Source organism: Paludibacter jiangxiensis (assembly GCF_001618385.1).
Lineage (GTDB): Bacteria > Bacteroidota > Bacteroidia > Bacteroidales > Paludibacteraceae > Microbacter > Microbacter jiangxiensis.
In genome coordinates, this window is record NZ_BDCR01000004.1 from 519,803 (window position 1) to 534,492 (window position 14,690).

The 14,690-nt window shown below is 37.3% G+C and carries 15 protein-coding genes; 10 read left to right on the forward strand and 5 right to left on the reverse strand.

Annotated features, from left to right (window positions below; genetic code table 11):
- Positions 1–47: 47 nt before the first annotated feature.
- On the reverse strand, positions 48–503 hold the full coding sequence (locus PJIAN_RS12275) for a helix-turn-helix domain-containing protein (protein WP_068705465.1): 456 nt from the start codon (positions 501–503) through the stop codon (positions 48–50).
- An 899-nt stretch (positions 504–1,402) separates the two neighbouring features.
- Between PJIAN_RS12275 and rlmD the strand changes: the two genes are divergently transcribed.
- The 3 genes from rlmD (at position 1,403) to PJIAN_RS12290 (ending at position 4,120) form a co-directional block, all read left to right on the forward strand.
- Complete coding sequence (gene rlmD, locus PJIAN_RS12280) at positions 1,403–2,812, forward strand: 23S rRNA (uracil(1939)-C(5))-methyltransferase RlmD (protein ID WP_068705467.1); 1,410 nt, start codon at positions 1,403–1,405, stop codon at positions 2,810–2,812.
- A 336-nt stretch (positions 2,813–3,148) separates the two neighbouring features.
- Entirely contained in the window at positions 3,149–3,733 is a 585-nt protein-coding gene (locus PJIAN_RS12285) for a MarC family protein (RefSeq protein ID WP_439951412.1), read from the forward strand.
- A 3-nt stretch (positions 3,734–3,736) separates the two neighbouring features.
- Entirely contained in the window at positions 3,737–4,120 is a 384-nt protein-coding gene (locus PJIAN_RS12290) for a diacylglycerol kinase family protein (protein ID WP_068705470.1), read from the forward strand.
- Here PJIAN_RS12290 and xseB read toward each other — a convergent pair.
- Positions 4,117–4,317, reverse strand: coding sequence for an exodeoxyribonuclease VII small subunit (gene xseB, locus PJIAN_RS12295; RefSeq protein ID WP_068705472.1), 201 nt, complete (start codon positions 4,315–4,317; stop codon positions 4,117–4,119). The genes PJIAN_RS12290 and xseB overlap by 4 nt on opposite strands.
- Before the next feature lie 104 nt (positions 4,318–4,421).
- Positions 4,422–5,474, reverse strand: coding sequence for a dTDP-glucose 4,6-dehydratase (gene rfbB, locus PJIAN_RS12300; protein ID WP_068705474.1), 1,053 nt, complete (start codon positions 5,472–5,474; stop codon positions 4,422–4,424).
- A gap of 313 nt (positions 5,475–5,787) precedes the next feature.
- On the opposite strand from rfbB, the gene PJIAN_RS12305 reads away from it, so the two are divergent.
- The 5 genes from PJIAN_RS12305 (at position 5,788) to recR (ending at position 11,987) form a co-directional block, all read left to right on the forward strand.
- Entirely contained in the window at positions 5,788–7,629 is a 1,842-nt protein-coding gene (locus PJIAN_RS12305; RefSeq protein WP_068705476.1) for a DUF349 domain-containing protein, read from the forward strand.
- Between the two features lie 124 nt (positions 7,630–7,753).
- Positions 7,754–9,133: a pseudouridine synthase gene (locus PJIAN_RS12310; protein ID WP_068705478.1), complete on the forward strand. Its 1,380-nt coding sequence runs from the start codon at positions 7,754–7,756 to the stop codon at positions 9,131–9,133.
- A gap of 18 nt (positions 9,134–9,151) precedes the next feature.
- Positions 9,152–9,958 (forward strand): M48 family metallopeptidase, encoded by an 807-nt coding sequence (locus PJIAN_RS12315; protein WP_068705480.1) that lies wholly within the window; start codon positions 9,152–9,154, stop codon positions 9,956–9,958.
- Between the two features lie 56 nt (positions 9,959–10,014).
- Positions 10,015–11,361 carry an MFS transporter gene (locus PJIAN_RS12320; protein WP_068705482.1) on the forward strand — a complete coding sequence of 449 codons (1,347 nt, stop codon included), beginning with the start codon at positions 10,015–10,017 and terminating at the stop codon, positions 11,359–11,361.
- Between the two features lie 11 nt (positions 11,362–11,372).
- Complete coding sequence (gene recR / locus PJIAN_RS12325) at positions 11,373–11,987, forward strand: recombination mediator RecR (RefSeq protein WP_068705484.1); 615 nt, start codon at positions 11,373–11,375, stop codon at positions 11,985–11,987.
- On the opposite strand, the gene yihA is transcribed toward recR, so the two are convergent.
- Entirely contained in the window at positions 11,988–12,593 is a 606-nt protein-coding gene (yihA, locus tag PJIAN_RS12330; protein ID WP_068705486.1) for a ribosome biogenesis GTP-binding protein YihA/YsxC, read from the reverse strand.
- Positions 12,594–12,620: 27 nt separating this feature from the next.
- A complete protein-coding gene (locus PJIAN_RS12335) occupies positions 12,621–13,160 on the reverse strand; it encodes a 1-acyl-sn-glycerol-3-phosphate acyltransferase (RefSeq protein WP_068705488.1) in 540 nt (179 codons plus the stop codon).
- A 121-nt stretch (positions 13,161–13,281) separates the two neighbouring features.
- On the opposite strand from PJIAN_RS12335, the gene mtgA reads away from it, so the two are divergent.
- A complete protein-coding gene (gene mtgA / locus PJIAN_RS12340) occupies positions 13,282–13,968 on the forward strand; it encodes a monofunctional biosynthetic peptidoglycan transglycosylase (RefSeq protein ID WP_068706453.1) in 687 nt (228 codons plus the stop codon).
- Between the two features lie 7 nt (positions 13,969–13,975).
- The gene (gene lipB, locus PJIAN_RS12345; RefSeq protein ID WP_068705490.1) at positions 13,976–14,662 is read left to right on the forward strand and encodes a lipoyl(octanoyl) transferase LipB; all 687 of its coding nucleotides are present in this window, start codon (positions 13,976–13,978) and stop codon (positions 14,660–14,662) included.
- Positions 14,663–14,690: the final 28 nt, after the last annotated feature.

Genomic DNA, 14,690 nt, shown 5'->3' on the forward strand with positions numbered 1-14,690 from the left:
CAAAATTACGCAGTTATCTCTTAACTTACAAGAGATGTCAATAACTTCTACGACTTGTCCTGAAGCGAATTTGGGAGAAACTCTTCAAAAGTCATATCTGAGTAGTATACGGTTATCTTTTTAACAGTTTTCTCTTTCACTACAGTACATTTTTCCATCACTTTTTCTGATTCTTCCTGTTTCGCTTCTTTTTCCTGCACGTTTTTTTCAACAGTTTTTTGCTCATAAATAGCAGTATTACTGGATATTTCAGGCTTAATATCAAATAATGAACCCTGTCTAGAAGGCAATTCTTCGCGATACATTGCTCCCACCCCTAAAATAAGCCAATCTGGATTGATTGCAGGAAAGGCATTCAGAATTTTCTGAGCGACTTCTAAACTTGGTTTATTACGCCCATTCAAGATATGAGAGACAACCGATGGTTGCGTTCCAATCATAATTGCAAATCGAGTAGGAGATATTTGTTCCGTCTCCATCAATTTTGAAATGCGATCTTTCATAAGACAACAACATTAAGATTTACTACTAATAAAAGGGCTAAATGCGACATCTGATCTTTGATAATTGTAAAAACAAGCCTCTAATACTCGTTTTTGAACACTACAAATGTAAACAATAATATTCACAAATGCAATGCTATACAAATGTATAACGCTACCTTTTGTAAATACATTTGTAAATTACCCGAACAAAACAGAGTAAATATAAAACGACTAATAAATCAGCTGTTTAGGAAGGCATTAATTATATTTGAATATTAATTATATTGTTTATATAATTAGTCTTATATTGCTTATTATTATGATATTAGTGATATGAAAATGAACTTTATCAGTAACTTAAGCATTAAATAGGACAAATACTCCATTCTTATTAATTAAAAAATAGAGTAAATACATATAATATATTAGTATATAGTTTATTATAGTTCTTAAAATCATACTTGTTAATTGATTGTACATATCGTATTTTACAAATGGAAATACTCATTAAAATACCCAGATCAAGTATATCTTAATTCAGCTTGAATTGTTGCTTTACAATTGTATTGTGCATCTTTGTTTTCAAATGTAAAATACAAACGTGAAAATCAGCCATCAGTACATAAAAAATGAAGTCGCAAATTTTCTTGAAAATGATGAAAAATATTCTTCCATGACAGTTTTACTCATTTCGTTTAGATGGTCTAACTATTATGATTTCCCAATAACGCATCTATTATACTATATAACAATGTATTAGCTCTGTAATAAACACTTTTAAACCAATTGAGAGTGCAATATTTGCTCACTCATCAGGAATTTGTATTGTTTTATGCAACTCTGACGTAATTATGTCACATTCCAATTTGCATAGGAGATTATAAAACTCTACTTTTGCACTCTAAATTGATTTTATTGTGAGACGTACTAAAAAACCACTTCCCATTCTTGAAAATGTAACTATCTTGGATGTGGCCGCTGAAGGAAAAGCGATCGCCAAGAATAATGACATGGTCATCTTTGTCCCTTATGTTGCCCCCAGCGATATTGTGGATATTCAGTTAACCCGTAAAAAGAACAGCTACGCAGAAGGAAAAGCTGTAAATTTCCACTCCTACTCAACAGAAAGAGTAGAACCCGTATGCGAACATTTTGGAGTGTGTGGTGGTTGCAAATGGCAGCATCTGAATTATCAGGCCCAGCTGAAGTACAAACAACAACAAGTCACCGACAACCTTACCAGAATTGGTAAAATTGAATTACCTGATATTTCTCCAATTCTAGGATCAAAAGATATAACGCATTACCGAAATAAGCTGGAATTCACTTTTTCGAATAAACGCTGGATGACAGACGAAGAAATCAAATCCAACGCCCAGTTCGAAGATATGAATGCTTTGGGATTTCATATTCCAACTTATTTCGATAAAGTATTAGACATAAAAAAATGTTGGCTGCAAGACGATATTGCAAATCAAATTCGATTGGCGGTTAGAAGCTATGCCATAGAGCATCATCTTGCTTTTTTCGACCTGAGAAACCAGGCTGGTTTCCTTAGAAACATGATAATTCGCACCAGCACAACGGGAGAATTGATGCTCATAATGGTCTTCTTTAAAGAGGAGAAAGAAAAACGAGAAAATCTATTGGATCATCTCCTGTCATTGTTTCCCAACATCACATCTCTGGTTTATATCATTAATGAAAAAGTTAACGATACCATCACCGATCAGGATGTTATTTTATACCACGGTAGAGATCACATTTTCGAGCAAATGGAAGATTTGAAGTTCAAGATTGGAGCTAAATCGTTCTACCAGACTAATTCGAAACAGGCTTACGAGTTATACAAGATAGTCAGAGACTTTGCACAGCTGTCAGGAAATGAACTGGTGTATGACCTTTACACCGGAACCGGAACTATAGCCAATTTTGTATCTCACCAAGCAAAAAAAGTTGTTGGTATTGAATATGTACCAGAAGCTATCGAAGATGCCAAAGTAAATTCAGAGCTGAATAGCGTACAGAATACTTTGTTTTACGCCGGAGATATGAAAGACATCCTGAATAATGATTTTATCAATGAACATGGACATCCGGATGTAATTATTACAGATCCTCCACGCGCAGGAATGCACACCAATGTCGTTGATGCCATTATTTTTGCAGCTCCGAAGAGAATTGTATATGTCAGTTGCAATCCGGCTACTCAGGCGAGAGACTTAAGTCTGCTGGATGAACAATATAAGGTAACACGTGTGCAACCTGTAGATATGTTTCCGCATACTCATCATGTGGAAAATGTGGTTCTTTTAGAAAAGCGATAAAGACTGGATTCGGAAAATCAAAGCCCGATTATCCTGAAATGTACACTGGCTCAGAACACAATATATTGAAATAATTAGCATTTTTGAGATTAATCTCTGGCGAATTTCAAGGATTTTATCACCTGACTTAACTTACATACATATCACATAATATCAGCTTGTTACACTTGCGAACAAACTGACATTTTATTATGTGCGTACAAATTCGCAAAGTGAATAATCTGATTTAGAGCTTTGATTCGTTTAGGATAGAGTCTATAAGCAAGAATATTATTATAGGCTCTCAAAAACAATATTTACATCACTCGTTTTCGATTATCGAAACGATCAAATTATATTATCATGCATTTAGATTTGTTAGAAATAATAAGCGCTTTCGTTGTACTGTTTGCGATCATAGATGCACTTGGTTCGATTCCTATTGTACTGAGCATCAAACAAAAACAACGCATAAATCCTCTTACTGTGGTGGGAGCATCGTTTGGGGTGATGCTTGGCTTTTTATATGCCGGAGATATTGTGCTAAGCATGTTTGGTGTTGATATCAAGTCATTTGCAGTTGCAGGTTCTTTCGTTTTGTTTTTTATGGCGATGGAAATGACTTTAGGCGTTGAGATATTCAAAATGGATGGACCCGAGAAAGTTGCATCTATTGTGCCCCTTGCTTTCCCGTTAATTGCAGGTCCCGGGTCATTCACCTCCCTACTCTCACTTAGAGCTGAATATCAAACCATTAATATCATAATCGCACTTTCACTTAACATGATATTTGTATATTTGGTACTTGTGCTCACAGATAAGATAGAAAAATTTATCGGGAAAGGAGGAATCTATATTCTTCGAAAGTTTTTTGGCATCATTTTGTTGGCCATTGCGGTTAAACTATTTGCAACCAATATCGCCACTTTCTTTAATCATTAGATTATGGCACAAACTGGCTTTTCTTTCGGCCGCTTACTCAGAAGTTTTGGCTATGCAGCTAAAGGAATAGTAGCCTCATACTCAAAGAACCATGTCAATATCAAAATACACACTTTTGTTGCATTGACTGTAATCTTGCTGGGTATATTATTGACCATAAGTTCGATGGAATGGGCAATTTTGATCTTGTGCTGTGGAGTTGTGATTGCGGCTGAAATGTTCAATACCGCGATTGAAGCATTGGTAGATATGGTTTCTCCCAAATGGGATTCTAAGGCAGGACTTGTAAAAGATATTTCTGCGGGAGCAGTGTTGATATTAGCGATCACTTCTGTAGTAATCGGATTGATAATCTTTCTCCCTAAAATTATTGCTCTGTTGAATTAATTGATATTATCAAGCATTTGCTGAATTTCTGCATCTGTATCAAATAATTGTTGTTTACAGCGTTCAATGATCAACGATGCTTTTTTTACCAATGGTGACAATTCTTCTAAAGAGATGTCCTCTGATTCAAGTTTAGCCAATATTTCTTCAAGTTCTTTCAAAGAATCTGTATAGGATATTTTTTTTGCTGTAGCCATGTGTCGTAGAGATTATTGAATCAAAATTAGGGTTTGCTTTGAAAACAGAAAAACCGGCATTATAAACTGCAGGCTTTTCTGTTATATTATTTGAATACAATTACTTATCTGTTTTCGTATTGTTTGGCATAATACTTCTGATATTCACCACTTGTGATATTCTCCATCCAACTCTCATTTGCTAAATACCAGTCCACAGTTTTTTCAAGACCTTCTTCAAATTGCAGAGAAGGATGCCATCCGAGTTCTCTTTGCAGCTTAGACGAATCGATTGCATAACGTAAATCATGCCCTGCCCGGTCTGTAACAAAAGTAATCAGTTTAGCCGATTCTCCTTCCGGACGCCCCAGCTTTTTATCCATAATTTTACACAACAAATGAATTAAATCAATATTGGTCCATTCATTTATGCCTCCGATATTGTACGTCTCGCCGACCTTACCTTTATGGAAAATGGTATCAATCGCTGAGGCATGATCTTCTACAAATAACCAGTCTCTAATATTTTCACCTTTGCCATAAATTGGAATTGGCTTATTGTGTTTGATGTTGTTAATAGAAAGCGGAATTAGCTTTTCAGGGAACTGATGAGAGCCATAATTATTTGAACAATTTGAAACTACAACCGGAAGACCATACGTATGATGATAAGCCCGAACTAAATGATCAGAACTTGCTTTAGATGAGGAATATGGACTTCTTGGATCATACGAAGTAGTCTCTGCGAACATTCCTGTTTTTCCAAGAGAACCATATACTTCGTCTGTTGAAATGTGGTAAAAAAGACGACCTCCCATTTTTCCTTTCCATGATTCTTTTGCGGCGTGAATCAAGTTCACTGTTCCCAAAATATTTGTTCGGATAAAAGAAAACGGATCTGTAATTGATCTATCCACATGAGACTCAGCAGCAAGATGAATAACTCCTTGAAAATCATATTTATTAAACAAAGCCTGAATAGCTTCTGTATCTGTAATATCTGCTTTAACAAACGTATAATTAGGTCGTTGAGCGACATCTGTCAAATTCTCAAGATTCCCTGCATAAGTTAAAGCATCCAGATTAACAATATGATATTCAGGATATTTATTAACAAACAACCTTACAACATGAGATCCAATAAAGCCGGCACCGCCGGTAATTAAAATAGTTTTCATCTATCAAATTTATTAAAACAAGCCATATTTGTATTCCGCAAATAACCTGCTTACTGATTCATTACAAAAAACAACTGCAAAGATATAAAGATTGTATTAAAATGACTATTCCTGAATAATACACACCAATTATTGTTGTTCATTTAATAACCAAACAAAGATTGCGTTTTAGAGCCTCAGAAATTGGATTTTTGTTTGTAGTCACAAAAAAAGTAATTACTTTTGCATTTATATGAATAAGTGAGATTTGGTTCTAAATTCCAGATTTCACAAGCTCCTAAATACTCTAAATCTTACACAGCGTATGGACTTAATGGATGACAACAATGCTCAACTTCCGGTAAATGAAGTTAGCAAAGCCGAATCAATTGCTTTACAAGAAACCGAAAGTGGAATTGTAGATCAGGAACAAGAGAATGTTGACACAACAAACAACTTTACTGAAGCTTATGTTGCTCTTTCTCAAACGGAATTAGTAGAAAAGCTCAAAGAAGTTATGAATAAGTCTGTTGCTGAAATAGAAAAAGAAGAGATTGATGCAATCAGGCAATTATTCTACAAGAAGAATAAAGCCGAGATAGAAAATCAGAAAAAAGCTTTTATAGAGAATGGTGGTGAAGAATCGGCCTTCGAACCGGAGACAGATAACAACGAGATTGTTCTGAAAGAATTGCTTCAAAAATACAGAGAAGAAAAAGCCTCCCATTATGATGCAGTCGAAAAAGAAAGAGAAGAAAATCTTTCTAAGAAAGTGGCTATTCTTGACCAACTAAAAACGATTGCAGAATCAGGAGATTTGGGAGAATCTCTGTCTGTATTTCGGAAACTTCAGCAAGAATGGAAAGCAATAGGCCAGGTGCCACAAGCCAAAGTCAATGAATTGTGGAAAACCTACAATTTATACATGGAGCGTTTCTATGATTTGATAAAGATCAACAATGAAATGCGCGACTATGATTTCAAAAAGAATCTGGAACAGAAAACCGTGCTTTGTGATACGGCAGAAAAGCTTACTGAAGAAAAAGATGTGGTTGCTGCATCACGTTTGCTTCAAAAACTCCACGAAGAATGGAGAGAAATTGGCCCTGTTGCCCGCGAACTCAGAGAAGATTTGTGGAATCGTTTTAAGAATGCCTCCACTGTCATCAATAAGAAACATCAGGAATTTTTTGCTTCTCTGAAAGCGCAGGAAGAAGTAAATCTAACTGCAAAAACAGCTTTATGTGAACAAGTGGAAGCTATTGACCTTACCACATTAAAGACATATAAAGACTGGGAAGCAAAAACTACTGAAATAGTTGGACTTCAGCAGCAATGGAAAACCATTGGATTTGCACCAAGAAAAGAAAACATCAAAATATACGAACGCTTCCGTTCTGCTTGCGATCAATTTTTCCGCTCCAAGAGCGAATTTATGAAAGCGACCAAAGCAGAACTTGACACGAACTATGAAAAAAAGAAAGCGTTGTGTGAAAAAGCTGAGTCGCTGAAAGACAGTACAGACTGGAAAGCAACTACACAAATAATGGTTGACATTCAAAAAGAATGGAAAACCGTAGGGCCTGTACAAAAGAAATATTCTGACATGCTTTGGAAGCGTTTTGTTTCTGCCTGTGATTATTTCTTTGAACAGAAAGAAAAAGTATTTTCTTCCAAAAAATCAGAAGAACATACAAACCTTGCACTCAAGAAGGATTTAATCGATAGCATTGCTAATTTTGTCAAAGGGGAAGATATTCAGGAATCATTAAATGAGTTGAAAGCCCTTATTGCAAAATGGAGTACAATCGGACACGTTCCGTTCAAGGAGAAAGACAAGATTTTCAAAGCATTCAAAGATGCAGTGAACAAGCAAATGGATGCATTAAATATTGATGCAATAAACAGAAAATTAATATCTTTCAAGGATAATATCGAAAAAATTGCAGACGGAGAACATCCGAATCAGCTATATCGTGAACGTGAAAAATTATTGCGGATTTACGATAGTTTGAAAGCTGAAATTTCCACCTATGAAAACAATATGGGTTTCATTTCTGCCAAATCAAAAAAATCTGATCTTATAGTTCAGGAACTTGAACACAAAATCGAGCGACTGAAAGAAGAACGCAATTTAATTGAAAAGAAAATCAAACTGATAGACGAGAGTCTGTAATTAGAATCATTCATATTTTATATTTATCAAAAAAGCTAATTAGGGTTATTGCAAGTATTTGGGATATTTTCGATAGCCAAATAGCATGTATTGCTTAATTTATTTACATTAATTACTTCTTAAAATGGATTTTAGAGACGAAAGAAGGCAACGTCCCGAATATAACTCGGGAGATAATGCCAGCCGTGATGGTAACAAAAGAGAAGGACATTCGCGTCCACGTATTTCAAGAAACCCGGGTACCGGACCTGTATCATCTTCGAACTTTGACAGGCCCCGTTATGACAGACCCAGAGAAAACGACAATCAACAACAACGCCCGTACAACCGCAATTACAACAATCAGGAAGGTGGCTATCAACAGCGTCCTTCTTATAACCGTGACAATAATGGCGGTGGTGGTTACAACCGTAACTACAACCGACCAAACTCTGACCGTCCTTACAACAGAGATTATAACAACAACAATAATAATCGTTCTTATAATCAGAATAGCGACGGACAACAACAATCATACAATCGCTACAACAGAGACGGAAATTCATACCAACCTCGTCAACAGCAGTATAGAGATGGCAACGACCAACAACGCAGACCATCGTACAGAGAAGGAGGAGATAATTACCAACGGAACAACTACAGAGATGGAGGTCAACGTCCCTACTCCAATCGTCCCTTTAACAACCGTGGAGGTGGATACGGACAACGCCCGGGTGGATACAACAATCCCCGTCAAGGTAGTTTTTCTCATGGCAAAATGTATGAACAACCAGCTGTTGATCCGAACGAACCAATCCGCTTAAACAAATATCTTGCTAATGCAGGTATTTGCTCGCGTCGCGAAGCTGACGAATACATACAAGCCGGCGTTGTAAGCGTTAACGGTAAAGTTGTTCAGGAACTTGGAGTCAAAGTTCTGCCAACAGACAAAATCATGTTTCATGAACAGCCGGTGCAAACAGAACGTAAGATCTACATCCTGCTCAATAAGCCAAAAGATTTTGTAACAACTGTAGACGATCCAAAAGAACGTAATACAGTTCTTGATTTGGTGAGAAATGCATGCAAAGAAAGAATTTATCCGGTTGGCCGTTTGGACAGAAGTACAACGGGAGTTTTACTCCTTACCAATGACGGAGATTTAGCATCAAAGCTTACTCATCCGAAATATAATAAAAAGAAAATCTATCACGTATACCTTGATAAGCCACTGACAAAGGCTGACATGGAGCAAATTGTAAGTGGAATTGAGCTGGAAGACGGAGAAATCCACGCTGATGAAGTTCATTATGTTGCAGATGACGACAGACAACAAGTTGGAATAGAAATTCACTCCGGAAGAAACCGAATTGTTCGTCGTATATTCGATCATTTAGGTTACAGAGTAAAACGTCTGGATCGTGTATTCTTTGCAGGTTTGACAAAGAAAAACCTTCCCCGTGGCAAATGGCGCTTCCTCAGTCAGAGTGAGGTCAATATGCTGAAAATGGGTGCATTTGAATAAATAACAAACTTTTGAAAGATGAGAGCAAAAGTGAAATTTTTATCAATCCTTGCGTTATTTTCTTTCTTGTCATGTTCAACATTGAATCAGGTAAACCTGTATACAATAGATGACGACAAAAAACTTGGGAATCAAATGTTTGAGCAAATTCAAACAGATACCAAGGAATATCCTTTGATGGATGAAACTAAATACGCAAAAGCCTATGCTCAGGTACGCCAGATTATGAATACAATTCTTCAATCGGGGCAGGTTGAGCATGCAAAGGACTTTGAATGGAGCGTTAAATTAATTGATGCCGACGTGCTTAATGCTTTTGCTTGTCCCGGAGGAAAGATGTATGTATACAGGGGATTAATCCAATATTTGGATAATGAAGCTGAACTGGCCGGAGTAATGGCTCATGAGATTGGGCACGTTTCCGGACGACATTCTACCCGCCAAATGACTAAACAGTATGGAGTGGCTACATTAACGAGCATGATTTTAGGAAAGAATGCAAGTCAATTAGCAACAACAACAGCTCAAATTGCGGGTAGCATTGGAGGTTTAGCCTTCAGCAGAAGTGATGAATCTGAAGCTGATGCTTTTGCTGTAAGAGTTTTGACAGCAACTGATTATAATCCACTGGGCGTTGCAGGGTTCTTCAAAAAAATGGAAGCTGAAGGGAAGAGCAATAATACCCCAGCTATTTTAAGCACTCACCCTTCATCACCCGACAGGATCAGCAAGATTACTGCTGTATGGCAATCGTTGGGATCGAAAAAGGGAAATGATTATGCTGAGCGGTACAAGGTTCTCAAAAAGAATGTTGCAATAAAATAAGAAACGAAGCCGTCAGTAAAATGACGGCTTTTTTAATTTCTATTCCTAATCATTCAATGTTATTAGTTACACGTTTACAACACATTAAAGAGTGGCTAATTGAACTGGTTCCGAATAACAAGACTGCACTTACTTCTATATTTGAATCTCTTCAATATAGAAATTACAGGCTATACTTTAACGGACAGATCATTTCTCTGATAGGGACCTCAATGCAACAGGTCGCTATGAGCTGGCTCGTGTATCGTTTAACCGGTTCAATTATGCTTTTAGGAACGGTTGCATTCTTAACTCAAATACCAAGCCTGTTTGTGTCTCCTCTGATGGGAGTAGTCAACGACCGTTTTGACAGGAAAAAGCTACTGATACTAACGCAAGTATTATCAATGATTCAGGCTCTTATAATGGCCGCTTTAGTATTGACAAACAACGTCAGAATTATTCACATCCTCATACTTAGCGTTTTTCTTGGCCTGATAAATTCATTAGATGCTCCGGTTCGACAAGCTTTTTATACCAAACTGGTGCCCGCAAAAGTTCTGGGGAATGCTATCGCACTCAATTCTGCAACATTCAACTGTACTAAGCTTATTGGGCCAACTATTGGGGGAATTCTTATTGCTTTGGTGGGAGAAGGAATCTGCTTCCTGATTAACGGGATCAGTTTTATTGGTGTGATAATTGCCCTCATGCATATTCAGACCAAACATCGCCAGACTTCTGTTGCTGACGGAAATATCTGGAATGAATTAAAAGAGGGATTTAATTACAGCATTGGCTTCCTTCCTATACGTAGCATATTGATTTTCATTGTCGTATTAGCTTTACTCTCCTTCCCTTTTCCTATGATGCTGCCAGCATTCGTAAAATCAGAGTTACACGGACAAAGTGATTTGTATGGATATTTTATCGCGGCTACAGGGATCGGATCTCTTATTTCAACGCTATACCTTGCTGCAAGAAAAAGCGTTTTAGGTTTAGCTAAAATTGTCATGTTTGCCTGCGGGATTCAGGGCATTTCATTAATTGCGTTTTCATTAACACATACAGTTTGGCTCTCTTTGATTATTTGCTTTTTCATCGGCTTTTCCTATATCGCATGTTTGGCATCTTGTAACACATTGATTCAAAGTCTTACAGATGAAGACAAACGAGGCAGGGTAATGAGTTACTATACCATGGCATTTCTCGGGTTTACACCCATTGGATGTTTGTTACAAGGATACGCAGCAGAAAGAGCCGGACTTTCTACTATCTATCTGATTTGTGGAATCTTAGTCTTTCTTACGGCTGTAGTTTTCGGCTATTATCGCCCGGCTATCCGTAAAGCTTCGCGGCCAATATATGTAAAAAAAGGGATCATCACAGAAATTGCTTACGGTCTGCAATCTTCTAAAAATTAACAATATACAGCATGAATATACTACATTATCCTTCTTCGATATTAGAAGATGCCGTAAATGAATTTGCAAAATTGCCCGGTGTTGGAAGAAAAACAGCACTCCGTTTGGTACTGCATCTTCTCCGTCAGGATAAGGAAGATGTGGAGAATTTCGGTAATGTACTTATCCGGCTTAAGAATGAGATATTGTATTGTAAGATGTGCCACAATATCTCTGATTCGGAAGTATGCCTGATATGCGGCGATGAAACCCGTGATAGTCAGACTATTTGTGTTGTTGAAAACATAAAAGATGTAATGTCGGTAGAGAACACTCAACAATACAAAGGATTGTATCATGTTCTTGGAGGCATCATCTCGCCTATGGATGGAATAGGCCCCGGAGATTTAGAAATAGAGAGCTTGATTAGCAGAGTTAAGTCAGAACCAGTAAAAGAAATTATTCTGGCCCTAAGCCCAACAATGGAAGGAGACACAACCAACTATTACATATACAGAAAATTAAGCGAATGTAATGTGGTAATATCGACTTTAGCGAGAGGAGTTTCTATAGGGAATGAGCTGGAATATGCAGACGAAATTACGCTAGGGCGCTCGATTTTAAACCGAACGCCATTTGCGCAATAACTATTTGTTTCGTAGATCTTTATTAATACTGTCAATATAATCGAGTAACTCTTCACGTCCTTTGCCGTTAGATGACGACGTGATAAATACCGGAGGTAACTCATCCCATACTTCCTGTAACTTCGTTTTATAAGCGCTTATATTTTCATTCAATTTGCTACCTGATAGTTTATCTGCTTTTGTAAACACAATAGAAAAAGGCACCCCACTCTCACCCAACCAGTTGATAAATTCCAAATCGATTTGTTGAGCCTCATGACGGCAGTCAATCAAAACAAACAGATTAGTGAGCTGTTGACGTAATAAGATATAACTCTCGATCATCTTGCGCAGCTTGTCTCTTTGCCCCTTTCCAGCCTGCGCGAACCCGTATCCCGGCAAATCAACAAGGTGCCATTCGCTGTTGATTATAAAATGGTTAATCAAAAGCGTTTTACCGGGCTTGCTGGATGTCATAGCCAAACTTTTCCTGTTAGTAAGCGTGTTTATAAGCGATGATTTACCAACATTAGAACGGCCTATAAAAGCGTATTCCGGGAGTTTAGTATCCGGACATTTACTTACATCGACGTTACTTATCACAAAATCAGCAGAAGATATATTCACTTTTTGCTATTTTAATTTTACAACTAATTATACATGAAATCTCTCTGGGAATTTACCCTGTTTATCTTTGTAAAATGACATTATCTCCATCATATCACTATCTACATCACCTGTAGGAATAAACAGTTTACCAAAACCCATTTCCTTTTTATTATAGTCTATAAATGCCAACACTATTGGCACTTGTGCTTTTAATGCTATAAAATAAAAGCCTTTTTTCCATTCCGTGTTCAATTGTCTGGTACCTTCCGGAGTAATAACCAATCGGAAGATATCATGTTGGCTGAATATTTCGGCTAAAGAATCTGTCAAGGACATATTCTGCGAACGATCTACCGCAATTCCACCCAGAGTTCTCATTATATTTCCCAACGGAAAAGCAAACCACTCTTTCTTCATCAGGAAATGTGCTCTCAAATGCAATACATGACGAAAAATATTACCCCAGAAAAAATCCCAATTACTGGTATGTGGAGCAATACAAATAACACATTTTGCAGGTAAATCAATATCATTCACCAACTTCCATCCTTTGTATTTTAAAATACTCTCACTGATAAATTTCATTTTGACCTAATATAAAATGGCTACAAAGATAGTTAAAACATACCGCATTCACGAATTGACTCAGCTCGGTCAAATAAACGAAAATAATTATCTTTGTAGAGCTCAAACTGAATATGTAACCATGATAAAAAAGATTCTTCGCTACATCGGCATCGCTCTGCTGGCGGGCTTTTTGCTCAGCATTGTGTCTGTTGTAATATTGCGTTTTGTACCTGTTGCCATCACCCCTTTGATGGTCATCCGAAGTGTTGAACAAATATTTGATGGCAAACCTGTTAAGATGGATAAAAAATGGGTTCCAATCGATAAAATATCGCATAATATGATACAGGCTGTTGTCGCTTCAGAAGATAATCTCTTTATGGAACACTTCGGCTTCGACGAAAAAGCTATTGAAAACGCTCTCAAACACAATGCTAAAGGCAAAAAAATCAGAGGCGGCAGCACTATTTCTCAGCAAACAGCCAAAAATGTATTCCTCTTTCCAGATAGAACCTACGTTCGCAAAGCGTTTGAAGCCTACTTTACGCTGTTAATTGAGGCCATATGGTCTAAAGAGCGAATTATGGAAGTATATTTGAATGTAATTGAGACCGGGGACGGTATTTATGGGGTCGAAGCGGCTGCTGAGAATTATTTCCATTGTCATGCCTCAGAATTAAAGCGCTCTCAGGCTGTATTAATAGCTGTTTCATTGCCTAATCCACGTAAATTCGATCCGGCACACCCTTCTCCATATTTATTGAAGCGACAGGCCAAAATAATGCGCCTGATGAAGAAAATAGAGCAGGTTGAATTCGAAAAATAATATCAAAATGAACAACACCATAACGCCACTTGACTGGAATATAATTGAATACAACAAAGCCTGGCAAAAACAAGAAGCACTGTTTCAGCAGACTATTCAACAGAAGCTACAAAATGCAACGACTTCGAATTACCTTATCTTGTGCGAACACCCTCATGTTTTCACGCTCGGCAAAAACGGATCAGCCAACAACCTATTGATTGGCAACTTACAACTACGTTCCGTGCATGCTCAATATGTTGAGACTAACCGGGGAGGAGACATTACCTATCATGGCCCCGGACAAATAGTGGGGTATCCTATCTTTGATCTTACAAATTTTGATATGGGCCTTAAACAGTACATCTTCAACATGGAAGAAGCTGTCATTTCTACTTTGAAGCGAATTGGAATACAATCTGAAAGACTTGAAGGCGCAACAGGAGTGTGGCTAGATACGGCTTACCCGGATAAATGTCGTAAAATTTGTGCTATTGGTGTAAGAAGCAGTCATTTTGTAACCATGCACGGATTTGCGTTGAATGTAAACACTGATCTGAACTATTTCTCATACATCAATCCCTGTGGTTTTGTTGACAAAGGCGTGACATCCATCCAAAAAGAACTTGGATCACCTTATTCTTTGGAAGAGATAAAACAATTATTACGGGAAGAATTTAACCAAAGCTTTCTTGGCGAAAACGTGGAAATTTAGACTGCCATTTCAGGACACAGTCTCACTA